The 26,197-nt window shown below is 29.5% G+C and carries 30 protein-coding genes; 22 read left to right on the top strand and 8 right to left on the bottom strand.

What is annotated here, in order from left to right; translation table 11 throughout:
- Positions 1-70: 70 nt before the first annotated feature.
- The 15 genes from BTO04_RS09885 to BTO04_RS09815 all read left to right on the top strand — a co-directional run bounded on the left by BTO04_RS09885 (position 71) and on the right by BTO04_RS09815 (position 13,015).
- Positions 71-2,296, top strand: a complete 2,226-nt coding sequence (locus tag BTO04_RS09885; RefSeq protein ID WP_087564339.1) for a tetratricopeptide repeat protein — start codon at positions 71-73, stop codon at positions 2,294-2,296.
- Positions 2,297-2,341: 45 nt separating this feature from the next.
- On the top strand, positions 2,342-2,713 hold the full coding sequence (locus tag BTO04_RS09880) for a polymer-forming cytoskeletal protein (protein ID WP_232455884.1): 372 nt from the start codon (positions 2,342-2,344) through the stop codon (positions 2,711-2,713).
- A complete protein-coding gene (locus BTO04_RS09875; RefSeq protein ID WP_087564337.1) occupies positions 2,679-2,897 on the top strand; it encodes an AtpZ/AtpI family protein in 219 nt (72 codons plus the stop codon). The genes BTO04_RS09880 and BTO04_RS09875 overlap by 35 nt, the downstream gene beginning before the upstream one ends.
- Positions 2,890-3,291, top strand: a complete 402-nt coding sequence (locus BTO04_RS15540; protein WP_087564336.1) for a DUF6168 family protein — start codon at positions 2,890-2,892, stop codon at positions 3,289-3,291. The genes BTO04_RS09875 and BTO04_RS15540 overlap by 8 nt, the downstream gene beginning before the upstream one ends.
- 65 nt (positions 3,292-3,356) lie before the next feature.
- Complete coding sequence (gene atpB, locus BTO04_RS09865) at positions 3,357-4,490, top strand: F0F1 ATP synthase subunit A (RefSeq protein WP_087564335.1); 1,134 nt, start codon at positions 3,357-3,359, stop codon at positions 4,488-4,490.
- 36 nt (positions 4,491-4,526) lie between these two features.
- Complete coding sequence (atpE, locus tag BTO04_RS09860) at positions 4,527-4,715, top strand: ATP synthase F0 subunit C (protein ID WP_013993139.1); 189 nt, start codon at positions 4,527-4,529, stop codon at positions 4,713-4,715.
- A 100-nt stretch (positions 4,716-4,815) separates the two neighbouring features.
- Positions 4,816-5,316, top strand: a complete 501-nt coding sequence (locus BTO04_RS09855) for a F0F1 ATP synthase subunit B (RefSeq protein WP_087564334.1) — start codon at positions 4,816-4,818, stop codon at positions 5,314-5,316.
- 7 nt (positions 5,317-5,323) lie between these two features.
- Positions 5,324-5,881 carry an ATP synthase F1 subunit delta gene (gene atpH, locus BTO04_RS09850; protein WP_087564333.1) on the top strand — a complete coding sequence of 186 codons (558 nt, stop codon included), beginning with the start codon at positions 5,324-5,326 and terminating at the stop codon, positions 5,879-5,881.
- 21 nt (positions 5,882-5,902) lie between these two features.
- Complete coding sequence (gene atpA, locus BTO04_RS09845; RefSeq protein ID WP_087564332.1) at positions 5,903-7,483, top strand: F0F1 ATP synthase subunit alpha; 1,581 nt, start codon at positions 5,903-5,905, stop codon at positions 7,481-7,483.
- 43 nt (positions 7,484-7,526) lie between these two features.
- Positions 7,527-8,393: an ATP synthase F1 subunit gamma gene (gene atpG, locus BTO04_RS09840; protein WP_087564331.1), complete on the top strand. Its 867-nt coding sequence runs from the start codon at positions 7,527-7,529 to the stop codon at positions 8,391-8,393.
- Between the two features lie 166 nt (positions 8,394-8,559).
- Complete coding sequence (locus BTO04_RS09835) at positions 8,560-9,042, top strand: hypothetical protein (protein WP_157662452.1); 483 nt, start codon at positions 8,560-8,562, stop codon at positions 9,040-9,042.
- Positions 9,043-9,141: 99 nt separating this feature from the next.
- Complete coding sequence (locus BTO04_RS09830; RefSeq protein ID WP_087564329.1) at positions 9,142-10,077, top strand: hypothetical protein; 936 nt, start codon at positions 9,142-9,144, stop codon at positions 10,075-10,077.
- A gap of 176 nt (positions 10,078-10,253) precedes the next feature.
- Entirely contained in the window at positions 10,254-11,006 is a 753-nt protein-coding gene (locus BTO04_RS09825) for an SDR family NAD(P)-dependent oxidoreductase (protein WP_087564328.1), read from the top strand.
- Positions 11,007-11,873 (top strand): aldo/keto reductase family oxidoreductase, encoded by an 867-nt coding sequence (locus tag BTO04_RS09820; protein ID WP_087564327.1) that lies wholly within the window; start codon positions 11,007-11,009, stop codon positions 11,871-11,873.
- 2 nt (positions 11,874-11,875) lie between these two features.
- Positions 11,876-13,015: an ATP-binding protein gene (locus BTO04_RS09815; protein WP_087564326.1), complete on the top strand. Its 1,140-nt coding sequence runs from the start codon at positions 11,876-11,878 to the stop codon at positions 13,013-13,015.
- A 77-nt stretch (positions 13,016-13,092) separates the two neighbouring features.
- On the opposite strand, the gene BTO04_RS09810 is transcribed toward BTO04_RS09815, so the two are convergent.
- A complete protein-coding gene (locus BTO04_RS09810; protein WP_087564325.1) occupies positions 13,093-13,317 on the bottom strand; it encodes a hypothetical protein in 225 nt (74 codons plus the stop codon).
- A gap of 654 nt (positions 13,318-13,971) precedes the next feature.
- On the opposite strand from BTO04_RS09810, the gene BTO04_RS09805 reads away from it, so the two are divergent.
- Positions 13,972-14,400, top strand: a complete 429-nt coding sequence (locus BTO04_RS09805) for a peptidylprolyl isomerase (RefSeq protein WP_087564324.1) — start codon at positions 13,972-13,974, stop codon at positions 14,398-14,400.
- 98 nt (positions 14,401-14,498) lie between these two features.
- Here BTO04_RS09805 and BTO04_RS09800 read toward each other — a convergent pair whose 3' ends face one another.
- Positions 14,499-16,040 (bottom strand): aldehyde dehydrogenase family protein, encoded by a 1,542-nt coding sequence (locus BTO04_RS09800; RefSeq protein WP_087564323.1) that lies wholly within the window; start codon positions 16,038-16,040, stop codon positions 14,499-14,501.
- A gap of 113 nt (positions 16,041-16,153) precedes the next feature.
- Here BTO04_RS09800 and BTO04_RS09795 point away from each other — a divergent pair, with 113 nt between their 5' ends.
- Complete coding sequence (locus BTO04_RS09795; protein WP_087564322.1) at positions 16,154-17,206, top strand: isoaspartyl peptidase/L-asparaginase family protein; 1,053 nt, start codon at positions 16,154-16,156, stop codon at positions 17,204-17,206.
- On the opposite strand, the gene BTO04_RS09790 is transcribed toward BTO04_RS09795, so the two are convergent.
- Complete coding sequence (locus BTO04_RS09790) at positions 17,194-17,538, bottom strand: hypothetical protein (protein ID WP_087564321.1); 345 nt, start codon at positions 17,536-17,538, stop codon at positions 17,194-17,196. The genes BTO04_RS09795 and BTO04_RS09790 overlap by 13 nt on opposite strands.
- A gap of 330 nt (positions 17,539-17,868) precedes the next feature.
- On the opposite strand from BTO04_RS09790, the gene BTO04_RS09785 reads away from it, so the two are divergent.
- The 3 genes from BTO04_RS09785 (at position 17,869) to BTO04_RS09775 (ending at position 19,895) form a co-directional block, all read left to right on the top strand.
- Complete coding sequence (locus BTO04_RS09785) at positions 17,869-18,843, top strand: acyl transferase (RefSeq protein WP_087564320.1); 975 nt, start codon at positions 17,869-17,871, stop codon at positions 18,841-18,843.
- A gap of 7 nt (positions 18,844-18,850) precedes the next feature.
- On the top strand, positions 18,851-19,309 hold the full coding sequence (mscL, locus tag BTO04_RS09780; RefSeq protein ID WP_087564319.1) for a large conductance mechanosensitive channel protein MscL: 459 nt from the start codon (positions 18,851-18,853) through the stop codon (positions 19,307-19,309).
- Positions 19,310-19,445: 136 nt separating this feature from the next.
- On the top strand, positions 19,446-19,895 hold the full coding sequence (locus BTO04_RS09775) for a YHS domain-containing (seleno)protein (protein WP_087564318.1): 450 nt from the start codon (positions 19,446-19,448) through the stop codon (positions 19,893-19,895).
- Between the two features lie 88 nt (positions 19,896-19,983).
- On the opposite strand, the gene tyrS is transcribed toward BTO04_RS09775, so the two are convergent.
- The gene (gene tyrS / locus BTO04_RS09770) at positions 19,984-21,276 is read right to left on the bottom strand and encodes a tyrosine--tRNA ligase (protein WP_087565382.1); all 1,293 of its coding nucleotides are present in this window, start codon (positions 21,274-21,276) and stop codon (positions 19,984-19,986) included.
- A 142-nt stretch (positions 21,277-21,418) separates the two neighbouring features.
- On the opposite strand from tyrS, the gene BTO04_RS09765 reads away from it, so the two are divergent.
- On the top strand, positions 21,419-22,420 hold the full coding sequence (locus BTO04_RS09765; RefSeq protein WP_087564317.1) for an SDR family oxidoreductase: 1,002 nt from the start codon (positions 21,419-21,421) through the stop codon (positions 22,418-22,420).
- Here the strand turns inward: BTO04_RS09765 and BTO04_RS09760 are convergent.
- The 4 genes from BTO04_RS09760 to BTO04_RS09745 are packed head-to-tail and all read right to left on the bottom strand — an operon-like array spanning position 22,410 to position 25,463.
- The gene (locus BTO04_RS09760; protein WP_087564316.1) at positions 22,410-22,922 is read right to left on the bottom strand and encodes a DUF4296 domain-containing protein; all 513 of its coding nucleotides are present in this window, start codon (positions 22,920-22,922) and stop codon (positions 22,410-22,412) included. The genes BTO04_RS09765 and BTO04_RS09760 overlap by 11 nt on opposite strands.
- Before the next feature lie 2 nt (positions 22,923-22,924).
- Positions 22,925-24,265, bottom strand: a complete 1,341-nt coding sequence (locus BTO04_RS09755; protein ID WP_087564315.1) for a dihydroorotase — start codon at positions 24,263-24,265, stop codon at positions 22,925-22,927.
- A gap of 8 nt (positions 24,266-24,273) precedes the next feature.
- Positions 24,274-24,735 carry a GNAT family N-acetyltransferase gene (locus tag BTO04_RS09750; RefSeq protein WP_087564314.1) on the bottom strand — a complete coding sequence of 154 codons (462 nt, stop codon included), beginning with the start codon at positions 24,733-24,735 and terminating at the stop codon, positions 24,274-24,276.
- Between the two features lie 5 nt (positions 24,736-24,740).
- Entirely contained in the window at positions 24,741-25,463 is a 723-nt protein-coding gene (locus BTO04_RS09745; RefSeq protein ID WP_087564313.1) for a polyprenol monophosphomannose synthase, read from the bottom strand.
- Between the two features lie 80 nt (positions 25,464-25,543).
- Between BTO04_RS09745 and BTO04_RS15750 the strand changes: the two genes are divergently transcribed.
- On the top strand, positions 25,544-26,185 hold the full coding sequence (locus BTO04_RS15750) for a DUF4271 domain-containing protein (protein WP_087564312.1): 642 nt from the start codon (positions 25,544-25,546) through the stop codon (positions 26,183-26,185).
- Positions 26,186-26,197 lie beyond the last annotated feature (12 nt).

Raw genomic sequence — 26,197 nt, 5'->3', positions numbered from 1 at the left:
TTACTATTTTTACATTCTTATTTATAATATATTTCTTAAAATTCTGTTGTAATTAAGAGGTTTTAATTTTATGAAAGACACAAAAAAAATAGTTTTATTACTTACTGTATTTGCAGTGCTATATTCTTGTAGCACAAGAAAAGACACAATAATTAACAGGAACTACCACGCACTTACTACAAAGTTTAATGTTCTTTTTAACGGGAAAGAAGCTTTTAAAGACGGAATTAAAGGTATAAATGACGGCTATAAAGATGATTTTTTTAAGCAATTACCAATAGAACCTATAGCATTTGATGAAGATAAAATAGTAATGCCTAAATATTCTAACAGCGGTATTGGAGCTGGGTTTGGTGATGAAGAAGAAGAAGAAGAAAAAGCAGAAACCCCTTTTGATAAAGCTGAAGAAAAAGCGGTAAAAGCAATTCAAACACACGGTATGAACATTAATGGTTTAGAACGTAATTCTCAAATAGATGATGCGTATTTACTATTAGGAAAATCACGTTATTATTCTCAGCGTTTTATTCCGGCAATAGAAGCTTTTAATTATGTTATTGCAAATTACCCAAATGCAGATTTAATTGCTGAAACCAAAATTTGGAGAGCCAAAGCCAACATCAGAATAGATAACGAAAAAAGAGCAATAGAAACTTTAAAATTATTACTGGTTGTAAAAGATACATTAGAGGTGAGTTTTTCTGATGAAATAAAAGAACAAGGAAATACTGCTCTTGCAATGGCTTATGTAGCATCAGACAGTATTCAAAAAGCTAAAAACCATTTAAGAAAAGCGACAAGAACCTTAAAAAACAGAGAACAATCTGCAAGAAACCTTTTTATTTTAGGTCAGATTTATAGTTCAGAAAACAAAAAAGATTCCGCTTTAGCAGTATTTAATAAATTGGCAAACTTTAAAAAAGCGCCCTATAAATTTAAAATACATGCAAATATAGAAATGGCAAAAAATGCTTCTAAAGACTCTTCATCAATAGCTTTGTTAGAACAAATGCAAAAGCTAATTAAAAATAGAGATAATAGACCTTTTTTAGATGAATTGTATTACCAATCTGGAGTTTTACATGAAAAAAATGACAGTATAAGAACAGCTATAAATTTTTATAATAAATCGATAAGAACAAAATTAGGAGGTAATAAACAAAAAACGTTCACTTATGAAAGATTGGGCGATTTGTATTTTAAAGACTCAGAATATCAATTAGCAAGTGCTTATTATGATAGTGTTTTACAAATCTCTGAGGATCCTAAAGAATTAAGAATTAGAAGAATAAAAAGAAAGTATAAAAACTTAGCCTCATTAATAAAGTTTGAAGAGATTGTTACAGAAAATGATAGTATTCTAAGAATTGCATCGTTATCAAAAGGAGCGCAAGAAAGTTATTTTCAAAAGTATATTGATGCTTTAAAAAAGAAAGACGAAGAAGCTGCGCAGTTAAAGTTAAATCAATTGGCTTTTGGTAGTGCTTTTGGCAATAACTCATTACAATCTAATAAAAAAGGAAAATGGTATTTTTATAATTCACAATCTTTAGGGTTTGGACAAACTGAGTTTCAAAAAGTATGGGGAAACAGAAAGTTAGAAGATAATTGGCGCTGGTCTTCAAAGATTAGTATAAACACATCAGAAATAGATGCTGTACAAGTAAATGAAATAGATATACGTTATGATTTGGCAAGTTATTTAAAAACGATCCCTTCAGAAAAAGTACAAATAGACAACTTAAAGACCGATAGAAATCAAGCTTTATATGAACTAGGTTTAATTTATAAAGAGCAGTTTAAAAATCTATCTTTAGCAATTAAAAGATTAGAAAGAGTAGCATTTTTAAATCCAAAACAAGAACTAGTTTTACCAATTAACTGGCATTTATATCAAATTTATACTAATTTAGGGCTAGAAGATAAAGCAAGTAAGTACAAAGAAATAATTCTTACAAAATATGCGAACACCGTTTTTGCAAAAGCAATTAAAGAACCAAATAACAAAGTAGAAGAAGAAACAGCAGTTGATGAAATAGAGAAAAAATATAAAGAAATATATTATTTATATAAGGAAAATAAGTTTGAGGAAACAGTTTTTAAAATTGTAGCTATTTTGCCAACAATACAAAGCTCAAAATTATGCCCTAAATTTGAACTCTTAAGAGCTTATGCATTAGGTAAATACTCTAGTAGAGAAGTGTATAAATTTGCATTAGAGGCAATCGTTATAAAATACGCTATTACAGAAGAAGGAAAAAAAGCAAAAGAAATTTTAGAACAACTAAGTAAATAAAATATGTTTAGCAGTAAAAATAAAAAACTAGAAAAACCAAAAACTATGGAAAGAAATGTTATCGCTAAAAACACAACAATTATTGGTGATATAAAATCGGATGGAGATTTTAGAATAGATGGTACTTTAGAAGGCACAATAAAAACAAATGGACGTGTAATTATTGGTGTTGAAGGACTTGTAAAAGGTAATGTAGATGCTGCAAATGCAGATATTGAAGGTAAGTTTTCTGGTAAATTACTAGTCTCAAAAATTTTAACAGTAAAAGCAACAGCTACTATTTCTGGAGATGTTGTAATTGGTAAAATTTCTTTAGAACCAGGAGCATCTTTTAACGCAACTTGTTCAATGAAAGGAGCAATTAAAGAATTGAATAAAGGAAATGACCAACAAAAAACCTCAGAAAAAACCGCTTAATAAAGCGCTTCAACTCTCTGGAGCTGGCTTACAAATGGGGGGTACTATTTACCTAGGTTTTTTGCTAGGTCAATGGTTAGATAAGAAATTTCAATTAGAATTTTTAACAGAAACAATTACGTTGTTTGCTATTTTTTTATCAATGTATTCTTTAATAAAACAAGCCAATAAAATTAATGAATAAAGACATTTTTACCTATATAATAGTGTTTGTTGTTTTATTCTTAATTGTATTTTATTCACATCAAACTTTTTTATCATGTAAAGAAATAACTTTAGGTTTTTCTTTAGAAAAAATATACCTTTTTCACGCCTTCTTTTCAGCTCTTGTTTGTATTAATTTAAGAGTTGTTTCTACTGTTGATAAACTCTTTACTCAACTAGGTTTTATCTATTTAGCGAGCTTAGTAATCAAGTTAGTTTTATTTTGTATTTTTTTCTATAAGTCTATACTAACAATAGAAACCTTTACTTTTTCAGAAAAAATATCGCTGTTAATTCCAATATTTATTTTTTTATTAACAGAAGTTGTTTTTGTGGCAAAAACCCTAAACAGAAGTAATAAAAAACAATTTTAAAAAAACGTTTGTGGTTTTGAATTATTTCCTACCTTTGCGCGGAATTTAGAAAGCCTATTTTTATAATGAAGATTGCACAAAAAATAATCAAGTTTCTTACAATAGCAGCTATAGCCTTTTTTACGGCTACAAGTTTTGCCTCAGAATCTGATAAAAAACAGGAGAACCAAAATGATGGAGGTCGTGTAAACACTAAAGCAGAAGTAGATGCTTATATTCTACATCACATTAAGGATTCTCATGATTTCTCATTATTTTCATACACAAGTGATGAAGGTAAAAGAAAGCATGTTGGTTTTCCACTACCAGTAATTCTTTGGACAAGTGAAGGTTTAGTTGCTTTTATGTCATCAGAATTTCATCATAATGATGATGGTCATGTGGTTGTAGAAAAGAAAGGATTAAAATTTGCTAAAATTCACAGTAAAATTTATGAGTTAGACAAAGAAGCTTCAACAGTTTCTTTTGATGAAACTCACCACGCAACAAATGCACACAAAACTTTAGATTTCTCAATTACTAAAAGTGCTTTTGGTATTTTGGCAATAGGTTTATTGATGTTATTTTGGTTTTCTAAATTAGCAAGACAATATAAAACCAAGAAGGTTCCAACTGGTTTTGGACGAGTTTTAGAGCCGTTAGTTTTATATGTTAGAGATGAAATTGCAAGGCCAAACATTGGTGAAAAACATTATAGAAGATTTACAGGATATCTATTAACGGTGTTTTTCTTTATTTGGGCATTAAACTTATTAGGGTTAACACCTTTAGGATTTAATGTTACCGGTCAATTAGCAGTTACTGCTTGTTTGGCAATTTTTACACTAGTAATTTATACAGTAAGTGGTAATAAGGATTATTGGATGCACATGTTGTGGATGCCAGGAGTTCCTTATGCAATTCGCCCAGTTTTAGCAATTATAGAATTGGCTGGAGCTTTAATAATTAAACCATTTTCATTATTAGTGCGTTTGTTCGCAAACATATCAGCAGGTCATATTGTGGTAATGAGTTTAATAGCAATTATGTTTACGCTAAAAGAATCTTTAGGGGTTGTTGGAGCAACAGGATTGTCATTAGTATTATCATTTTTTATAACATTAATTGAGGTTTTAGTAGCTTTTTTACAAGCGTATATCTTTACAATGCTTTCAGCATTATTTATTGGTATGGCAGTAGCAGAGCCTGAGCATCATTAATAAAAGTTTGTTTAATTTAATATAAATACAATTATTATGTACAATTTAATTGGAGCAGGATTAATCGTAATCGGAGCAGGAATTGGTCTAGGTCAAATTGGTGGTAAAGCAATGGAAGGAATTGCTCGTCAACCAGAAGCGACAGGAAAAATTCAAACAGCAATGATTATTATCGCTGCATTATTAGAAGGTTTAGCATTTGGAGCATTATTCTTAGGAAAATAATCCAAGCAAAAAACAAAAAACATGTTTCTGTAACGGTTGGTTACAGAACATGTTTTAAAATTAAACATTTAAGAATAAAATATATTAACTAGTTTATAGAATGGAAACTTTATTAAACGATTTTTCACCAGGGTTATTTGTAGTTTCGTTGATCTTATTATTAGCACTAATTGCTTTAATGGTAAAATTTGCATGGAAACCAATTTTAACTTCTTTGGAAGAAAGAGAATCTGGAATTGAAAATGCTTTAGAAGCTGCAGAAAATGCACGTAAAGAAATGCAGAATTTACAAGCAGATAATGCAAATTTGATAAAGGAAGCAAGAGCAGAAAGAGATGCAATGATGAAAGACGCAAGAGATATTAGAGATAATATGATTGCTGAAGCAAAAGAAGATGCAAAAGAAGTTACTACAAAATTGATTGAAAATGCGCAAGCATCTATTCAACAAGAGAAACAAGCAGCTTTAGCAGAAATCAAAAAGAACGTTGCAGAATTATCTATAAGTATTGCAGAATCAGTAATTAGAAAAGAATTGTCTAATAAGAAAGATCAACTAGAATTAGTTGAAGGAATCTTAAAAGAGGTTACTTTAAATTAAGCAAACCATGAAAGACGCAAGAGCAGCATTACGTTATGCAAAAGCAATTTTAAATCTTGCTAAAGATTCTAAAGAAGAAACTGCAGTAAATGACGATATGTTATTTATTTCTACTACAATTTCTGAAAATGATGAATTTGAAGTAATGTTAAGAAGTCCTATTGTTAAGTCTTCTGATAAGATAAACGTTTTAAACGCTATATTTAAAGGAAAAGTAAACAATATTACGCTTGGTTTGTTTCATTTATTACTAGATAATAAAAGAATAGCAATGCTAGCATCTATAGCAAAACAATATGTAATCATTTATGATTTTGATAAGCATATGCAAGTAGCTAAAGTTACTACAGTTGTACCTTTAACTGCAGATATAGAAAAGCAAATAGTAGCTAAAATTGTATCCTTAACAGGAAAGAAAGCAAATTTAGAAAACGTAATTAACCCAGCTATTTTAGGTGGATTTATTTTACGTGTTGGAGATGTGCAATATGATGCAAGTATCTCTAATTATTTAAATGAATTGAAAAAGGAATTTGACAACAGTCATTATATTCCAAAAATTTAATAATACATCAAATTATACAAGATGGCAAGTATTAAACCAGCTGAAGTATCAGCAATTTTAAAACAACAGTTAACTAATTTTGAAGCGAAAGCTACCTTAAATGAAGTAGGAACTGTTTTACAAGTAGGAGATGGTATTGCTCGTGTTTACGGTCTTTCTAATGTTCAATATGGTGAACTAGTTGAATTCGAAAACGGATTAGAAGGTATCGTATTAAACTTAGAAGAAGATAACGTAGGTGTTGTATTATTAGGAGCTTCTACTTCAATTAGAGAAGGTTCTACTGTAAAACGTACTGAGCGTATTGCTTCATTAAGAGCAGGTGAAGGCGTAGTAGGACGTGTTGTGGATACTTTAGGGAATCCAATTGATGGTAAAGGACCAATTTCTGGTAAAACTTATGAAATGCCTTTAGAGCGTAGAGCTCCGGGTGTTATTTATAGAGAGCCAGTAACGGAACCATTACAAACTGGTATTAAATCTATTGATGCAATGATTCCTGTTGGTAGAGGTCAACGTGAGTTAATCATTGGAGACCGTCAAACAGGTAAATCTACAGTTGCTTTAGATACTATTTTAAATCAAAAAGAATTTTTTGAAGCTGGAGAGCCAGTATTTTGTATTTATGTTGCTATTGGTCAAAAAGCTTCTACAGTTGCATCTATTGCAAACATGTTAGAAGAAAAAGGAGCAATGCAGTATACTACAATTGTAGCAGCAAATGCATCAGATCCTGCAGCAATGCAAGTGTATGCACCATTTGCTGGAGCTGCAATTGGAGAATATTTTAGAGATTCTGGAAGACCTGCTTTAATTATTTTTGATGATTTATCAAAACAAGCAGTTGCTTACCGTGAGATTTCTTTATTATTAAGAAGACCTCCAGGACGTGAGGCGTATCCTGGTGATGTATTTTACTTACACTCTAGGTTATTAGAACGTGCTGCAAAAGTTATTAATGATGACAAAATTGCAAGTGAAATGAACGATTTACCAGATTCTTTAAAAGGAATTGTAAAAGGTGGAGGTTCTTTAACTGCATTGCCAATTATTGAAACGCAAGCAGGAGATGTATCAGCATATATTCCAACAAATGTAATTTCTATTACAGATGGACAAATTTTCTTAGATGGAGATTTATTTAACTCAGGTGTAAGACCAGCAATTAACGTAGGTATTTCTGTATCTCGTGTTGGAGGTAATGCACAGATTAAATCTATGAAAAAAGTATCTGGTACTTTAAAATTAGATCAAGCAGCGTACCGTGAATTAGAGGCATTTGCTAAGTTTGGATCTGATTTAGATGCAGCTACAATGAATGTAATTTCTAAAGGACAACGTAACGTTGAAATTTTAAAGCAAGCTCAAAATGACCCTTATCCAGTAGAAGATCAAATTGCAATTATTTATGCAGGATCTAAAAACTTGTTAAGAGACGTACCTGTAAAACAAGTAAAGAAATTCGAAAGAGATTATATCGATTATTTAAATGCAAAGCATAGAGATACTTTAGATACTTTAAAATCTGGTAAATTAACAGAGGAAGTAATTGCTACTTTAACAGCAGCAGCTAAAGAGATTTCAAGTCATTTTGCAAAATAATCTAATTGTAGACTTAAAGCTATAATTACCAATACTAAAGTAGATGGCAAACTTAAAAGAAATACGTAATAGAATCACCTCAATTGGTTCAACAATGCAGATAACATCTGCCATGAAAATGGTATCTGCTGCAAAGTTGAAAAAAGCGCAAGATGCAATTACTGCAATGAGACCTTATTCATCTAAACTAACTGAATTGTTGCAGAATTTAAGCGCAACTTTAGATAGTGATGCTGGAGGAACGTATTCTACGCAAAGAGAAGTTTCTAAAGTTTTAATAGTTGCAATTACTTCTAATAGAGGTTTATGTGGTGGTTTTAATTCTTCTATTACAAAACAAGTTGTAAAAACTATTGAAGAAAAATATTCTAATGCAACTGTAGAATTATTTACAATTGGTAAAAAAGGAGCAGATACATTATCAAAGCAGTTTACTATTATTGAAAGACAAAACGACATATTTGACGATTTAACTTTTGATAATGTTGCAGAAATAGCAGAAAAATTAATGGCTATGTATACTGATGGTAGCTATGATAAAATTGAAATTGTTTACAATCAATTTAAAAATGCTGCTACTCAAATACCTCAAGTAGAACAATTTTTGCCAATCAAACCTATTGAAGGTGGAGATGCATCTGCAGTGAAATCTGATTATATTTTTGAGCCTTCTAAAGAAGAGATAGTTTTAGCATTAATACCGAAGTCTTTAAAAACTCAATTATACAAATCTATTAGAGATAGTTTTGCTTCAGAACACGGAGCACGTATGACTGCAATGCACAAAGCAACAGACAACGCAACAGATCTTAGAGATGATTTATTATTAACGTATAATAAAGCGCGTCAAGCGGCAATTACTAATGAAATTTTAGAAATTGTTGGTGGAGCAGAAGCTTTAAAAAGTTAATTATTAAAAATAAGACAAGCAAATTTTATATTTAAAAAAGCGAACCAATTTGGTTCGCTTTTTTATTTTTATATACTTGATCAATACAAAAAAACTAGTTTGTGCTTTTTTTATATCTTAGCATAGCGCTTGAAACTTATTCATTAATCACAAAAAAATGAAGACAATGAAATTGATATCAATAATTGCTATCCTATTTAGCTTTACACAATGTGGAAGCATAAAAGTAGAAAAGAATCCTCCTTTTAAAATTGAAAAAGCATCTTATAATAATTGGGTTGGAGGGCAACCAGGAGTTCGTGGAACTAAAGTAGAAATAGCCTTGAAAGAAAATTCAAGTATCATTTTTGATTCACTATTTTTTCGAAATAAATCAACCAAAGTGGAAATTAATACTGCTGGAAGTAAAATGCTTTTAATAGGACATTTTAATACATCAAAGAGACAAAATAGAGATCTTATTTTAGATGCAGATGTTACTAAAGAAATGAAAAATACACCGCCAGATGTAAATGATTTTCCTTTCGAATTAAAAGAAAACCAAGCTATTATTAGTTATAAAGTAGGTTATAAAATTAAATATTTTAAAATTGAAAATATAGAAAAAACGAAACCTGTGTTTTTTCCAAGAGCAAATAAAAAACAATAACTTATTAGTAATTAGTGTAAAACTCATTCAAATTTGAATGGGTTTTATTTTTGGCACACATTTTGAAATTACATAAGCATAACCATAAAAGGCAAGCTTATGAAATCTTTAAAATTACTTTTCACAATTATTTTTACAGGAGCTTTATTAAGTTCATGTTCTACAATTTATCAAGATTCTTTTGAGGACAATAATCAGATTTCATTAGAAGAAATCGTTTCTGGGTATGATTTATGGTATGTAGATTATCACAGAACTACAGGAAATGTAGATATCCCTTATGTTTCTAAAGCATTTACACTTTCGTTTTTAAACGGAACATTATATGCAAATAATAATATTGCAGATATTGGTATTACAGGAAATGGTTTAGGAATAGATGTTGGAACCTACAATACATATAATGGTTTATTAGAAACAGATCATGATTTAGATGGTGCAAACGATTTTGAAGTTTTTGAGATTTCAGCCAATGAAATTAGGTTATACAATTATAGAAATAATGTAAATTATTATTTAGTTGGCTATCAAAGAAATCAATTTGATTATGATAAGTTGTTTTATGAAAACATAGAATATTTTTTACAAGAGTATGTTGCTTGGGAAAAAACAGCAACTGAAGGAGGAACTCCAAATGCATTTGATGATGAAAACTATTTAGCATTTACACCAGAAAATATAACAACATTTTATAGTTCTCAAGATGGTTTTGGCACAGATATTGATTTTATTAATTGGAGTTATGTTGGTGGCTATGAAGTGTATGATGTAATAGATTATGAAGACCTAAAAATCTTAACACTTAATTATGATGGAGGAGATATTGAAGAATTTGAATTAAACGTTATCAATGATAGAACAATTAGATTGTATCATGTAAGTTCAGAAACAACGTACGATTTTTCAGGTAGAGGGTTTATACAATATTTAAAAGGTGAAAAAACATCAAAAACTCCAAAACCTGCTGTAAGGAATAACAACAGAAAACGTACTAAAATAGAAAGAAATAGAAAGGTTAGAAGAAATTTAAAATAAAGTTTGGTTAGTTGATTTTTGGTTGACTATTTTTAATAGTCAATTAAAAGGAAACCGCTCTAGAGGTAGAGCGGTTTTTCTTTGTTCATAATTCATGAAAAAACTATAGAAACTTACTAGTTTGGTGTTCTTAGATTTTTTATTTTTAATGATAATTTTATCATACATAAAAAAGGATGAAACAAACAGCATTTATTACTGGAGCAACTTCAGGAATTGGAAAAGCAACAGCAGAAATTTTTGCAAAAAATAAGATTAGATTAATTCTCTGTGGACGAAGAACTGAACGATTAAAAGAACTTAAAAATGAATTAAGTAAACTTACAGAAGTTACCACTTTACAGTTTGATGTTTCTAAAAGAACTGAAGTTGAAGCTGCTATTAATTCTATTCCAGAAAATTTTAAACAAATAAATATTCTAATTAACAATGCAGGTAATGCACATGGTTTATCAACCATTCAAGATGGTGATGTTGATGATTGGGATGCAATGATAGATATTAACGTAAAAGGGTTACTCTATGTTTCTAAAGCAATCATTCCTCAAATGACAGAAAGAAACAAAGGTTTTATAGTAAATATTGGCTCTATAGCAGCAAAAGAAGTCTATCCTAACGGAAATGTATATTGCGCTTCTAAACACGCTGTAGACGCTTTAAATAAAGCGATGAGAATAGATTTAAACAAACATAACATTCGTGTTGCTGCTATTCACCCTGGAGCTGTAGAAACAGCGTTTTCAGAGGTTCGTTTTAAAGGTGACACCAAAAAAGCAAAAGCTGTTTATGCAGGTTATAAGGCTTTACAAGCAGAAGATATTGCAGACATTATTTACTTTGTAATTTCTAGACCTTATCACGTAAATATTGAAGATTTAGTAGTGTATCCAACCGCACAAGCAAGTGCAACAATAATGAATAAAGCGTAAATGAAAATACAATCAAAAATAATAATAGGATGTATGTCTTGGGGAAATTGGGGCAAACAGTTTTCTACCAAAGAACAAGCAGAAATGATTCAATTCTGTTTAGAAAATGGAAATTCGGCTTTTGATCATGCAGATATTTATGGAGATTATACAACAGAAGCAGGATTTGGAAAAGGTTTTTTAGAAAGTAGAATTCAACGCGAAAACATCCAATTGATTTCTAAATGCGGAATTCAATTAGTAGGAGGAACTAGAAACAATGCGGTAAAACAGTATCAATATGATAAAAAGTATATTATTGAAAGCGCAAATCAATCTTTAAAAAACTTAAAAACAGATTATTTAGATACTTTTTTATTACACAGACCAAGTCCGTTAATGCAACCTAATGAAATAGCAGAAGCAGTTTCAGAATTAAAAGAAAGTGGAAAAATCATCAATTTTGGAGTATCAAATTTCACACCCTCCCAAGTTGATTTAATTGCGGATAAAGTTCCAATTTGTGTAAATCAGATTCAGTTTTCTTTAACAGAAAATACTGCTATGAGTAATGGCTCTTTAGATCAATTACTACAAAAAAACATACAACCAATGTGTTGGAGCCCTTTAGGAAGTGTTTTTAGAGAAGAAAATGAGCAAACTTCAAGAATAAAAGTAGTTTTAAAAACACTAACAGTAAAGTATAATACAACTGAAGATGTTCTTTTATTAGCTTGGATTTTAAAGCATCCTTCTAAAATAGCACCCGTTATTGGAACCACAAATAGAGAACGAATTTTAAACGCAAATAAAGCGCTAGAAATAGATTTAGAAAACCAAGATTGGTTTTTATTATTAGAAGCAAGTATTGGAAAAGAAGTTAATTAGATATGATTAATAAACGCTTACTTATCAAAAATTTACTTTCTCATAATGATGAGAATAGTTTTTATGATAAGAAGCAAAAATTATCCTTTAGCACAAAGGAAGGAAAAGCAAAGTTTTTAAAACATATCTGTGCACTTTCAAATTCAAACCCAGAAAACAATTCTTACATTGTAAATGGAGTTGAAGACGAAGAAAATAAAATTATTGGTGTCGATTTTTTTGATGATAGTAAGATTCAGAATTTGATAAATGCGTATTTAAAAAATCCACCAAAGATTGAATATGACAATGTTCCTTTTCCAACCCTACCAAGGTATAAAGTTGTTGGTTTGGTTACTATTTATCCGAATAATAAAGTTACTTCTCTTTTAAAAAATGCTTGGAAATATAGAAAAGAAACCATTTTTTATAGAAGAGGAAGCAATTCTATGCCTTCTTATGGTAATTTTGAACTTAGAAATACCAACAAAGAAACCGTTGAAGCTATTGAAAAAAATGCACGTAATAATATTGAATTAACCCTCGATGGAGTTTTCGATTTTATTAATAATCACAAATCAGAATACAACCCACAATACAAAGTTTTTAATGAGCAATTTGTGCTCTGTTGGGCTGGAGAAAAGAAAATTATTAACGGAGAAGAATTTTTTACAAGAGTAGATATTGAATTAATTAACGAACAAGTAAGGCTATTTTTTTCGTCTTTAGACGATGTGCAAATTAGTTATAATAACAAGTCATTTATCATAACAGAATATATTTTATTGGGTATAGATAAAAATGAAACTCATTATCCTTTAGAAAAAACAATCATCAATTTTAAAGCAAACGGACAGCACGATATTGTAAAAGAGTTTTTATTTATTCCCCCAAAATTAGATATACATATTATATCCCGTATTTACGAAAACTGTAAATCTATTATAAAGAAAATTGTAGGTGACATTGCACTCTCTGTAATAGAACATGATGCTATTTTAAGCTTACCAACAGACTGTCTTATTTGCTTTTTACATGGCTTTATAGATGCACCAGAACAACTAAAAAAAGCAAAAAATTTCTTAAAGAATTTAGAAGATAAAACTACCTATATCAAATACAAAGAAGCAATGAGGGTTGTTAGAAAAATGAATTATAATTAAGTGTTTTGTTTATTTATAATGATAAGTCGATTTTTCTGAGAAACCAAAAATTAAATAAAATCTAATTTAGAAACCAATTATTCTATAATTTCGTAGTCAATGCTTAATTTTCGCAAGGCTCTTAAAGCAGAACCAGCGTTTTTATCCTCTATTTCGATATCTACAGCGTCTCCTTCTAAGAGAATTTCTGTAAGTTCGTTTGACATAGATTCATTAATGTTAGCTGAAATCTCTGCAATACATTTGGCAATTACTCTTCTATCTGGTCTTTGAGTATCACAAGATAATAAGTTTAATTTCATAATAATAGTTTATAAATGCAATATACTACAGTTGAGTGTAGATACGTCTAGATTAGACTTAAATAGTATTCATTTTAATAACTTACAACTTTAATAATAGTACTAATCAACTTATTGTCTAAAGAATTTGATCTTTTAATTTTAAGGAATTAGCATTAAACTCATTGTTTTTTAGAAAGGTGAATTATAATTAAGTGATTCGTTTAACGTATTTGTAGCGATTTTTAGACTCCTAATTTAGAAAACGCTTTATTTAAAATGGCAAGAAGATCTACTTCTAACCATTTGTCGAAAAATAGGGTTTTAAATCAAGCTGTAATTTTGTATTCTTTTAAAGAGCTAAATTAACTATTGACTAAACGTTATTACATACTTGACAAAAAATTTATACTTTAACTGACATATTTGCTGATTCAATTGTTTTTTATAAGAATATTTTAATTTTTGTTCAAAAAGTTAGGTTTTACTGCGATCAAAGGGATACAAGACTAATTTTATGCTTTTAAGATCATGAGTTTATGAGTTTATAGCTTTTTATTCTAGTTTTATAGGGTTTTGGCTTGATTTTCGCGGATTGTATGCTATAAGTAAAAATTAAAATATTTGATGTGTAAGAATTATGCAAAGAATATTTTTAAAATTAAATAACATCGTATGAGTCAAGTTGCAGAGAACAACACAGTTAAAGTAAATTATACAGGTAAGCTAATAGACGGACAGGTTTTTGATACGTCTGAAGGAAAAGAACCGATGCAATTTACACTAGGACAAGGACAGGTATTTCCTGGTTTTGAAAAAGCGTTGATTGACATGAAATTAAACGAAAAGAAAACCATTACAATTACTAAAGACGAAGCTTACGGAGAAGTCAATCAAGATTTAATTCAAGAAGTAAATAAATCTGAACTTCCACAAGATATGGCTCCAGAAGTTGGAATGGGACTTGTTTCTAAAACTCCAGATGGACAGGAAATGAACTTGAAGGTTGTTGAAGTTAAAGAAGAAACTATTGTTATTGATGGAAACCATCCTTTAGCAGGTATGGATTTAATTTTTGATATTGAAGTTTTAGAAATTACATAATAGCTGTCTTTTTTTTAATATTATAAGAGATTCTATTTCATAAAAAACCCAACATTTAATGTTGGGTTTTTCTATTTTATTAAAAAGTTTAAATAATTTTAAAGATCAAATTTAATTCCTTGAGCTAGCGGCAATTCATCTGAATAATTTACAGTATTTGTTTGTCTTCTCATATACACTTTCCAAGCATCAGATCCAGATTCACGTCCACCACCAGTTTCTTTTTCACCACCAAAAGCACCACCAATTTCAGCACCAGAAGTACCAATATTTACGTTTGCGATACCACAATCTGAACCAGTATAAGATAAAAATTTCTCAGCCTCTTTCAACTCATTGGTCATAATTGCAGAAGATAAACCTTGTGCAACGCCATTTTGTTGTACGATTGCATTTTCTACTCCACCAGAATATTTCATTAAATATAAAATAGGCGCAAAAGTTTCATGCTGCACAATGTCAAAATGGTTTTCAGCCTCAATAATTGCAGGTTTTACATAGCAACCAGATTCGTAACCTTCACCTTTTAAAACACCACCTTCAACTAACATGTTTCCACCTTCAGCTTTTGCTTTTTCAATAGCAGCTAAATAGGTGTTTACAGAATCATGATCAATTAACGGTCCGATATGATTTGTTTCATCCAAAGGATTTCCGATTGTTAATTGTTTGTAAGCACCTACTATTGCATCTCTTACTTTATCGTAAACAGATTCGTGAATAATTAATCTTCTTGTAGAAGTACAACGTTGTCCACAAGTTCCAACAGCACCAAATACAGCACCAGGAACTACAACTTTTAATTCTGCAGTAGGTGTAATAATAATTGCATTATTTCCTCCTAATTCTAATAAAGATTTTCCAAAACGTTTGGCAACAGTTGCACCAACAATTCTTCCCATTCTTGTAGAGCCAGTTGCAGATAATAACGGCATTCTGGTATCATTCGACATCATTTCACCAACATTGTAATCTCCATTTATAATAGAAGAAATACCTTCTGGTAAATTATTCTCTTTTAAAACACCAGCAATAATGTTTTGACAAGCAATAGAGCATAAAGGTACTTTTTCAGAACCTTTCCAAACACACACATCACCACAGATCCAAGCTAAAGAAGTATTCCAAGCCCAAACAGCTACCGGAAAGTTAAATGCAGATATAATACCAACAACACCAATTGGGTGCCATTGCTCTCTCATTACGTGTCCAGGGCGCTCAGATGGCATGGTTTGTCCGTTTAATTGTCTTGATAAACCAACAGCAAAATCACAGATGTCTATCATCTCTTGAACCTCACCATAGCCTTCTTGTAAAGATTTACCCATTTCATAAGAAATTAATTTTCCTAAAGGCTCCTTTAATTCTCTTAATTTGTTGCCAAACTGGCGTACAATCTCTCCTCTTTGTGGAGCAGGCATATCTCTGAAAGATAAGAAAGCTTTACCAGCTGTTTCCATTACCTTTTCATAATCCTCTTTTGTTGTCGCTTTTACTTTTCCAATTAATTTTCCATCAACAGGAGAGTAACTTTCAATTATTTCTCCGTTAGAAAAATTATCAGAACCAGTAGAAGTTCCGTTATTTATGTCTTTTACACCTAATTGTTGTAAGGCTTCTTTAATTCCAAAATCTGTCATTTTGCAGTTACGTTTTAGTTGTTTAACTTCGAAAAACGAATTTACGAATAATTTCAGACATATGTATATTAAACAAATACATTGTTATTTGTTTAATATAAAACATTCAACTTATGAGAAAAGTACCTTTTATTGTATCACTTTTAATAATTTTATTCGGATGTAGAACGGATAAATCATCACCAGAGAAAGAGAAGACAGAGAAAGTAAATGAATTTGCAATTATAATTCATGGAGGCGCAGGAACTATTTTAAAGAAAAATATGTCTGATAAAAAAGAAACTGAATACAAAGAAAAGTTAGAAGAAGCTATCAAAGTTGGTCATACAATCTTAAAAAAAGGAGGAACAAGCCAAGAAGCAGTAATGAAAACAATTCAAATTATGGAAGAATCACCATTGTTCAATGCTGGAAAAGGTGCTGTTTTTACACATGAAGAAACCAATGAGTTAGATGCATCTTTTATGGATGGAAAAACCTTAAATGCTGGTGCAGTTGCAGGGGTAATGAATGTTAAAAGCCCAATAGAATTAGCAATAACGATTATGACAGATTCAGATCATGTAATGCTTTCAGGAAAAGGAGCATCAATATTTGCCAAAGAAAAAGGGTTAGAAATTGTAGATCCAAGCTATTTTTATACAGAAAGACGATTTCAGTCACTTCAAAGAATAAAGGAAAAAGAAAAAACGGAATTAGATTATGATGCTAAAACAGCAGTTTTTTATGATTCAGATATTAAAAACGCAAAATTCGGAACTGTGGGTTGCGTGGCTTTAGATAAAAATGGAAATATTGCAGCAGGAACTTCAACCGGTGGAATGACTAACAAACGTTGGGGTAGAATTGGCGATGCACCAATTATTGGCTCTGGTACGTATGCCAACAATAAAACTTGCGGAGTTTCTTCTACTGGTTGGGGCGAATATTTTATTAGAGGCCAGATAGCATATGATATTTCTGCACAAATGGAATATCAACAAAAAACGTTAAAAGAAGCTACATCAGATGTAATTCAGAATAAACTAACAAAACTTGGTGGAACTGGCGGTGTTGTTGCTTTAGACAAAAACGGAAATATGTCTTTTGAGTTTAATACTGCAGGAATGTATAGAGCTTCAATGAATGATAAAGGGGAATTACTTGTAAAAATTTACAAAGAATAGCCTAACCATTTTAATGGAATTGGTTGTAAATCTAATTCTATAAATTCAGATTTTAATTTCATCTTTAAACCTAATTTAGATATTTTTGGAACAGATAAATTGATGTTATTTTTTTTGTTGATAAGAATTAAAGCCTCTTCTATTGTTCTATTGGTACACAAAACTAAACTATTCATCATTGAGTTAGATTCTTTTTCTAAATCGTAAAAATCTACATAAAATTTAGGTTTGTTATCTTGATAGATTATCCATTGAGTGAATGTCTTTTTAGGAATTTCAATGACTTCTTTTGTTCCGCTTAAAGTTCTGTAGGTCGTTTTTAAATAAATCATTTTTATTTTTCTTCAAAACTAACTTTTTATTAAAAATTTTATATTTAAAAAAAGTAAAGCAAAATTAAATAATTGTTATAAGTCTGATTTAATACTTCGATAAAAGAACAAAATATGTCGTTAAAAGGTTAACTATAATAGATTAACGGTGTTTAAATAAAATTTTATAGTGGATTATTTTTGTAGCAATTACTTCTTTCGTTTCATTACAAGGAATAAGGAAGAGAATATTAAAAACTAAAAAACATGTTTCATAAATTATACCTTTTCTTATAAGATGCAAAAAGAATAAAAAGGTTGTGTGTAATAATGTTATTTTTGCAAAAGCTTATGAAAGAATCCATTTTTAATATACAAAGCGAAGAAGATTTTACAAACGTAGCGCTAGAAGTTTTTAAATATCAGTTTAAAAATAATAAAGTGTATCGTTCTTTTTGTGATTTGTTATATGTTCATCCATCAGATGTAAAAACGATTGAAGAAATTCCGTTTTTACCAATACAGTTTTTTAAGACAAAAAAAGTGCTGTCTTCTTTAGATAAAGTTGAAGAAATATTTACAAGTTCTGGAACAACAGGTAGCATAACAAGCAAGCATTTTGTAACAGACATCAACCTTTATAAAGAAAGTTATTTAAAAGGGTTTTTACACTTTTATGGAAACATAGAAGGGTATGTAGTTTTAGCTTTATTACCAAATTATATAGAGCGTAAAGGTTCTTCTTTGGTTTTTATGGTTGATGATTTAATTATAAAATCTAAAAATATAGAAAGCGGATTTTATCTAAACAACTTAGAAGAATTAGCTAAAAAGCTGATAGAATTGAACCAAAAAGGACAAAAAGTGTTACTTATTGGCGTTTCTTTTGCTTTGTTAGATTTAATTGAGCAGCAACAATTCAACCTTAAAAATACCATAATTATGGAAACTGGTGGAATGAAAGGAAGAAGAAAAGAGTTAGTTAGAGAAGAACTACACAATACCTTAAAAAAAGGTTTTGGAGTTGATGAAATTCACTCAGAATATGGGATGACAGAATTGTTAAGTCAAGGATATTCTAAAGGAAACGGCGTCTTTAATTGCCCTCCTTGGATGAAAATTCTTACAAGAGACACAGAAGATGCATTAACAATTCAAGCAAAAGGAAAAAACGGAGGAATTAATGTTATTGATTTAGCAAATTACAATTCGTGTTCTTTTATTGCAACCCAAGATTTAGGAAAAGTTTATAAAAACCAAACGTTTGAAATTATTGGACGTTTTGATAGTTCAGATATTAGAGGTTGTAACTTAATGGTGTTATAAAAAAAGTATGAAAATAAAATTGTTTCAAGAGTTTAAAGAATTTGCTGTAAAAGGAAACATGATAGATATTGCTATTGGTGTTATCATTGGTGCAGCATTTAATAAAGTAGTAAATGTACTTGTAAAAGAGGTTTTAATGCCTCCATTATCTTTTTTAACAAATGGTACAAATTGGGAAAATAAAAAGTTTATTTTAAGAGAAGCTATTGTTATTGACGGAGTTACTAAACCAGAAGAAATTGCAATTGGTTATGGTAAATTAGTGGGTGCAGGAATCGATTTTTTAGTTATTGCTTTTACTGTTTTTATTGTGGTAAAAATAATGAATTCTATAAAGAAAAAAGCAGAGGACCCTAAAAACAAAACGATTGTTACACCTAAAAACATTGAGTTGATGAACAAAACAAATGAACTGTTAGAAAAGCAAAATGAGTATTTGAAAAAAGTCTTGGCAGAAAAAAAATAGTTTGTTAACTTGATTCTTTTTTAAACATATTTTCATTTTTTTTAGTGGAACATTACTAAAAATGAATTAAACACCTTACTGAGGTTTTATTGTAATGTTCTAAAAAATTCATCGACAAATTGAAAAACCATACTCGATGAAAAATTTAGTTATCTTTTTTTTCCTTTTAGTTTCTTTCACCTCTTTTGCCCAAAAAACAGATTACAATACAAAAACAGGTTTTGTAGCAGAAGGTTATGATGTTGTAGCGTACTTTAATAACAAAGCAGAAAAAGGAGACAAGAAATTTATAGCAATTTTTGAAGGAGTAAAATTTAAGTTTTCATCTAAAGAACATTTAGAGAAATTTAAAAATTCGCCAGAGAAATTTATTCCTCAATATGGAGGATATTGTGCATTTGCAATTGGTAAAAATGGAGAAAAAGTTTCTATCGATCCTAAAACATTTGAAATAAGGGACGAAAAATTATATTTATTTTATAATTCTTGGGGAACAAATACTCTTGAAATATGGACAAATGAAGGTGCCGAAAAGTTACAAAAACAAGCAGATATAAATTGGGAAAAACTAAAAACTAAAAATTAATGGCAAGCAGACTTGGGGGAGTTTGTGAATGATGATAAAAAAAGAGCTGAAGTAATTCAGCTCTTTTTTATGTTTTATAAAGTTAATATTACTCAACTTTTAGTAAATAATATGTTTTTTTACCACGCTGTAATAACACATATTTATTTGCAATTAAATCTTCTTTAGAAATCGTAAAATCTTCTTTTACTTTTTCTTTGTTTACAGAAATTGCGTTCTCTTTTAACGCTCTTCTAGCATCACCATTAGAATTTAGAAAGTTCGTTTTAGCAGATAAAGCACCAATCATATCCAAACCATTTTCTACATCTTCTTTAGAAACAGTTGCTTGTGGCACACCATCAAAAACATCTAAAAACGTTTGTTCGTCTAAAGATTTTAAATCAGAAGCAGTAGATTTTCCAAATAAAATATTAGAAGCTTTTAAAGCATTTTCATACGCTTCTTTACCATGTGTTATTATGGTTACTTCTTCTCCAAGCTTTTTTTGTAATAAACGTAAATGCGGATTTTCTTTGTGCTCTACAATTAAATTTTCTATAGTTTCTTTATCTAAAAAAGTAAATTTTTTAATGAAGTTTTCTGCATCTTCATCTGAAGAATTTAACCAATATTGATAAAATTTGTAAGGTGAAGTTCTGTCTGCATTTAACCAAATATTACCACCTTCCGTTTTACCAAATTTTGTTCCATCTGCCTTTGTAACCAAAGGAACTGTAATAGCGTACGCTTTTCCTTGTGCTTTTCTACGTATTAATTCTGTACCCGTTGTAATATTTCCCCATTGGTCTGAACCACCCATTTGTAATTTACAATTCTTCTCTTTGTACAGGTGATAAAAATCGTATCCTTGAAATAATTGGTAGGTAAACTCTGTAAAACTCATTCCAACGGAAGATTCAGAGCCTAAACGTTTCTTTACAGAATCTTTAGACATCATGTAATTTACAGTAATATGTTTTCCGGTATCTCTAACAAAATCGATTAAAGAAATATCTTTCATCCAATCGTAATTGTTTACTAATTCAGCTTTATTTTCTGCGGTTGCATCAAAATCTAAAAAACGCTCTAAATTTTCTCTAACTCCCGCAATATTTTTTTCTAATGTAGCTTCATCTAACAAATTTCTTTCTGCAGATTTACCAGAAGGGTCTCCAACCATTCCTGTTGCGCCACCAATTAAAGCAATGGGATTATGGCCTGCGTTTTGAAAATGTTTTAAAATGAATATTTGTACCAAACTACCAATATGCAAAGAATCTGCAGTAGGATCAAAGCCAATATAACCAGCTGTTTTGTTTTTTAATAAATATTCTTCTGTATCTGGCATGATATCATGTAATAATCCACGCCAACGTAATTCTTCAACAAAGTTTGTCATTTCCATAAAATTAATCAGGCAACAAAGATACATTTATCAATGAAAAAATCTAATTTTTAGATAGGATGAATTTTACCCTTTTAAATTTTAGTACTTTTGAAATAAAAATAGAAAAATTCTCTTTTTATAAATTGATTTTTACATGATTTTAGTAACCGGAGGAACAGGTTTAGTAGGCGCACATCTATTGTATCATTTAATTGCAAGTGATAAAAAAGTGCGTGCTATTTATCGTTCAGAAAATAAAATAGAAAGCGTTAAAAACGTGTTTTCTTTATATACAGATGATGAAAAACTGTTCTCTAAAATTGAATGGTTTAAAGCAGATATTACAGAAGTTCCTTCAATGATTCCTGCTTTTTTAGAGGTAGATAAAGTATATCATTGTGCTGCTTTAATTTCTTTTAATCCAAAAGATTATAGAGAAATGCGTAAAGTAAATATTCATGGAACTGCAATTGTTGTTAATTTAGCTATTGATGCCAAAGTAAAAAAACTATGTTTTGTAGGTTCAATTGCTGCTATTGGCGATTCTCTAAATGGCAATATAGTTACAGAAGAAAATGAGTGGAATAGTCAAAAAGATAACAGTGGTTATTCAATTACAAAATTTGGTGCAGAAATGGAAATTTGGCGTGCTAGCCAAGAAGGAGTTAAGGTTGTTATTGTAAATCCTGGAGTAATTTTAGGAAGTGGTTTTTGGAATTCTGGTTCAGGAAAATTATTTTCCCAAATTTATAATGGATTTAAGTATTTTACAGAAGGAATTACCGGTTTTGTAGGTGTAAAAGATGTGGTAGCATCTATGATTTTATTAATGAATTCAGAAGTTAAAAACGAACGTTTTATTTTAGTTTCAGAAAACAAATCTTTTAAAGAAGTTTTCTTTTTAATTGCGGATGGTTTTGGTAAAAAAAGACCAAGTAAAAGTATAAAACCTTGGCAGACTTCTATTTTTTGGCGAATTTCTAGTTTCTTGTCAGCTATTTCTGGCACCCCCCCTTTGTTGAGTAAATACTCTGCAAGATCTGCACATAGTGTTTCTAAATATTCATCAGAAAAAATTAAAAAACTACTTAATTTTGAGTTTGAATCAATAGAAAAATCAATAAAGAGAACTTCCAATAATTACCTTAAAAATTAGGTTTTTCACTTACTGTATCTATCAATAATTTTTTATTTAAAGTATCTATTTTAGGAAATATCATATTTGTTAAATTCTCTATTGCGTCTTTTTTATGAGAAATTAAAAGCCTTTCTTTCTTTCCTATATTACTGATAGAATCTTTTCTAATAGAATCTAATGCTGTTTTTAATTTAGAAAAAAGATCTTTTCTACTTTGAAGAGATGTTTTGGCATCTGTAAGAATTTCTTCATATAGATCTATTTTAGACATATAATAAAGATTACTTTTCTGAAAACGTAAACTATCAATCTTGTACCTTTCACTGACAAAAGGCATATAATTAATATTCTTTTGTTGGTTTATGTTTTTTATATGTTTAGCAGAAGAAGCAATCATCATTTCCTGAATTAAAAGACTCATACTGTCTTTAGGAATGAGATCTTTTGGTTTTTCAAAAATGGTGTTACTTGTACAAGAAAACAAGAAAATTAAAAGTATTAGGTATAAGCTTTTATTCATAATTACCTATTAAAAGTTAGTCTTTTACCTTTAATTTCTTCGTTAAAAACACCTTCATTATACATTAAATTCCCGTTTACAAAAGTATGTGTTATTGTAGATGAAAATGTTGTTCCTTCAAAAGGAGACCAACCACATTTATATAAAATATTGTCTTTAGAAACAGTCCAAGATTTGTTTGGATTTATCAAAACCAAATCTGCATAAAAACCTTCTTTTATAAAACCTCTTTTTTCAATTTGAAATAATTTTGCAGGATTATGGCTCATTTTTTCTACCGCTTTTTCAATAGAAATAACGCCTTCTTTTACTTTTTCTAAAATTGCTGTAACAGCATGTTGTACTAATGGCCCACCACTTGGCGCTTTTGCATATACATTGTCTTTTTCTTCAATTCTATGAGGAGCATGATCTGTTGCAAGTACATCAATCCTGTCATCTAACAAAGCTTCCCACAAACCTAGTCTGTCTTTTTCGGTTTTTACAGCAGGGTTCCATTTTATTAGCATTCCTTTTTCGTCATAATCTTTATCTGAAAACCATAGATGATGAATACAAACTTCTGCAGTAATTTGTTTTTCCTCTAAAGGGATATCATTTCTAAAAAGTGCTGTCTCTTTTGCGGTTGAAACATGAAAAATATGCAATCTTGCACCTGTCTTTTTAGCTAAAGCGATTGCTTTTGAAGAGGATAAATAACAGGCTTCTTCACTTCTAATAATTGGATGATATTTAACAGGAATATCATCTCCAAACTCAGCTTTAAATTTTTCTGTATTTTTTCTGATCGTTGCCTCGTCTTCACAATGTACAGAAATAATCATTTTTGTTGAAGAGAAAATTTTCTCTAAGATAGCTTCATCATCAACCAACATATTTCCTGTAGAAGAACCTAAAAACAATTTAATTCCGGCTACTTTTTTAGGGTCTGTTTTTAACAATTCCTCTAAATTATCATTTGTTCCACCAAACATAAATGAATAATTTGCGTACGAATCATTTGCAGCAATTTTAAATTTATCTTCTAATAAATCTTGCGTAGTTGCTTGAGGTACTGTGTTTGGCATTTCTATAAAAGTAGTAATTCCACCAGCAATTGCAGCCTTACTTTCTGTTGCAATATTTGCTTTATGTGTTAAACCAGGTTCTCTAAAATGCACTTGATCATCTATAAAACCAGGAATTAAATAATTTCCTTCTGCGTTTATAATTTTTGTGTTTTCAGGTGGATTTATTTCTGTAGAAATTTCTTTTATAATTTCATTTTCAATAAGAACATCACCTTTAAAAATGTTGTTTTCATTAACTATTCTTGCGTTTTTTATTAAAGTAAATTGTGTCATTTTTTTAATTAAATTTCCATTTTCATATTTACCAAACTGTTATTAAAACCAAAACGGCTATAAGATTTTATTGCAGATAGATTATTGCTATAAACATCTAATCTTAATTCTTTTAATTCTTTTTCTTTTCCCCAATTTTTTAAAGATTCTAAAATTTTTGCACTAATTTTTTGTCCTCTAAAAGCAGGTTTTACAAACATAAAACCAATATAACCATGAAGTGGGTTTTTTTGGTAATGATTAGAGTTTTCTAATCTTATATAACCAGATCCAACAATTTCATTATTAGACATTGCAACTAAAAGCTGAATGTTTTCTGAAGTAATTAATTCTGTAATATTATAATAAGTGATTTTTCCTTCTTTTAACAATGGATCTAAAGGTCTTTCTGCCTTTATAACACCTTGTTCAAATTCTAATAAGGTTTTTAGATCTTCAATTTTTGAGGGTCTTATAGAAATTTCACTCATTATATTTATTTTGGTAATCCGTTTAAACGCATTTTTATTACTCCAAAAAGTGCTTCGGATACAATGTTTCCACTCATTTTAGATTCTCCTAAAGTTCTATCTGTAAACACAACAGAAACTTCTTTTATCTTAAATTTATGTTTCCAAGCTTTAAATTTCATTTCAATTTGAAAAGCATACCCTACAAATTTTATTTTATCTAATTTAATAGTTTCTAAAACAGTACGCTTGTAGCAAACAAAACCGGCAGTTGTATCAAAAACAGGTATTCTTGTAATAAAACGCACATATTTAGATGCAAAATAAGAAAGTAATAATCTTTTTATATCCCAATTTACAACATTCACTTTATTTTCTACATATCTAGAACCAACAGATACATCCGCACTATCTTTATGACAAGCGTTGTATAAGCGAATTAAATCTTTAGGGTTATGAGAAAAATCGGCATCCATTTCTATAATGTAATCGTATTTTTTATCAATTGCCCATTTAAAACCATGAATATATGCAGTTCCTAATCCGCTTTTTCCTAGCCTTTTTTCTAAAAAAAGCTTATTTGGATATTCAGTAATTAGTTTGGTTACAATTTCAGAAGTTCCATCAGGAGAGTTGTCATCAACAATTAAAATATTAAATTTTTTTTCTTGATTAAATGTAGCTCTAATAATCGCCTCAATGTTTTCCTTTTCGTTATAGGTAGGGATAATAACTAGCGTGTCAGACATAAATAAATTTTCATGTAGTAAGAAGACAAATATACATTATTTAATTACTAATTTTGTGTTAATATTACTAAAACAAAAAAGTGCAGGCACTAGAAAAAATAGTTATAGAAAATAATTTTATTACCCTTCTTTTGGTTTTGCTTCTGGCTATTGTTTTTTTATTAAAAGGAATAGACTCAATAAAACTAAAAGGCTACGTTTCTGCTTTGTTTAATAAGGGTTTTGTAGAGATTGAAACAGATGAAAACAGAATGATTTTTAAAGGATTTTATATTTTAATTTTTACCTTTTCTGTAACTGTTTTATCTCTAATTTTATATTTTTTCATTAGAGAAAATGTAAATAATAGGGAAGAAGGTTTTTATTCTTTTTTTGCTATTTTTTCATTAGTTTTAATTTATTTTTTAGTTAAATGGATTTTAGAATATTTATTTTCTAGTTTATTCTTAATAAATAAGGGAGTTCATTTTTTTTTAGTTTCAAAAACTAGTTACTTATATGCAATCACTTTTTTGCTTTTTGGAGGGGTTATTTTGGTTGAATACTCTCAGCTTAATGCCTCTTTTTTATTCTATTTAACTGCTATCTTATTCTTCATACGTTTTGTAGCACACGTTGTAAATAACAAAAAGCTGATTTTTAGTGAGTTGTTTTATTTTATATTGTATCTTTGCGCCTTCGAAATAGCACCCCTATTTATACTGTTTAAATTGATATTTTAAATACAAAACGAA

Origin of the sequence: Polaribacter sp. SA4-10, assembly GCF_002163835.1 — a bacterium.
Lineage (GTDB): Bacteria > Bacteroidota > Bacteroidia > Flavobacteriales > Flavobacteriaceae > Polaribacter.
The sequence above is the reverse complement of the archived record's forward strand: the minus strand, read 5'-3'. Positions and strand labels throughout refer to the sequence as shown.